The 1,725-nt window shown below is 37.2% G+C and carries 2 protein-coding genes; both read right to left on the bottom strand.

Annotated elements, in window-relative coordinates; translation table 11 throughout:
- On the bottom strand, positions 1-919 hold a 919-nt coding region (locus ACMOUI_RS03890), incomplete at its 3' end, for a transketolase family protein (protein WP_418964428.1).
- Positions 920-936: 17 nt separating this feature from the next.
- The coding region (locus tag ACMOUI_RS03885; protein WP_418964427.1) for a transketolase at positions 937-1,725 on the bottom strand (789 nt) is incomplete at its 5' end.

Below are 1,725 nucleotides of genomic sequence, written 5' to 3'. Positions count from 1 at the left end.
TTTCTTTTATTACTGATACTAACTTAGTTGATGTTAACTCATATTTTTCTAATAACTCTTCAGCCTTTCCACTTTGACCAAATACATCATAGATTCCAACTTTTTTTACCAGTGTTGGGTGTGTCTCTGATAAGAACTCCGATACTGCTGATCCAAGTCCTCCTATCACTGAGTGCTCTTCAGCTGTAACTATAAACTTTGTCTCTTTCGCTGCCTTTAAAACTGTTTCCCCATCCAATGGCTTTATCGTTCCAACGTTTACAACTCTTACTGATACTCCCTCAGTCTCTAACTTCTCTGCTGCCTCTATAGCTCTTGCTGTCATAAGCCCTGTCGCTAAGATTGTAACATCTGTTCCCTCTTTTACAGTGTTTGCTACTCCTATTTGGAAATCATATGATTCATCAAATAACACTGGTACATCCAATCTTCCCATTCTTATATATACTGGTCCATTGTACTCCGCTGCTGCAAATATCATCTTTTTAGTTTCTGTTGCATCTGCTGGTGATAACACTACCATTCCTGGAATACTTCTCATAAGTGAGATATCCTCAACTGATTGGTGTGATCCTCCATCCTCTCCAACTGAGATTCCAGCATGTGTTGGCGCTATCTTTACATTTAGCTTTGGATAAGCCACTGTGTTTCTTATTTGCTCAAAGGCTCTTCCTGCTGCAAACATCGCAAATGTTGATGCAAATGGTACTTTTCCACATGTTGCAAGTCCAGCTGCTGTTCCTATTAAATCCGCTTCAGCTATTCCAACATTTATATGTCTTTCTGGAAAAGCCTCTTGAAACAGGTTTGTCTTTGTTGATTTTGTTAAGTCTGCATCTAAAACAACTATATTATTATTTTGTCTTCCAAGCTCTACCAATGCTTCTCCGTAAGCTTGTCTTGTAGATTTTTTCATTATTTTATCCTCCAAATTTATTATATCTCTGATACCTTTTCTAGCTCTGCTATCGCTCTTTCTGTCTCTTCACAAGTTGGAGCTACCCCATGGAATCCACAAACATTTTCCATAAATGATACCCCTTTTCCTTTTACAGTTTTAGCAATAATTACTGTAGGTTTCCCTTTTGTTTCTTTCGCTTTATCTAAAGCATCAAATATCTCTTGGAAGTTATGTCCATCTATTTGAATTACATTCCATCCAAAAGCTTCCCATTTTTTATCTAGAGGCTCTACACCCATAATTTTATCTACATTTCCATCTATTTGAAGGTTATTTGAGTCAATGAAAGCACATATTGAATCAAGCTTAAAGTGTGCTGCTGACATAGCTGCTTCCCAAACTTGCCCCTCTTGTAACTCTCCATCTCCCATTAAAACATAAGTTCTATAGTTTTCACCAGAGATTCTAGCTGATAATGCCATACCATTAGCAACAGATAAGCCCTGTCCTAAAGAACCAGTAGAGATTTCAATCCCTGGAAGTTTTTTCATATCTGGGTGTCCTTGTAATGGTGATCCATAAGCTCTTAAAGTTCCTAAAAGCTCTCTATCAAAATATCCTCTTTCAGCTAAAGCAGAGTAAAGTACTGGAGCTGCATGTCCTTTTGATAAAACAAATCTATCTCTACCCTCCATTTTAGGGTTTTTAGGGTCTATATTCATCTCTGAAAAATATAGTGCAGTAACTATATCCGCAGCTGATAATGAACCTCCTGGATGACCTGATTTTGCTTTACAAATCATTTGAACAATGTCTTTTCTTAT

Origin of the sequence: Cetobacterium sp. (assembly GCF_048470075.1) — a bacterium.
Taxonomy (GTDB): domain Bacteria; phylum Fusobacteriota; class Fusobacteriia; order Fusobacteriales; family Fusobacteriaceae; genus Cetobacterium_A.
This window is presented reverse-complemented; position numbering and strand designations above follow the sequence as displayed.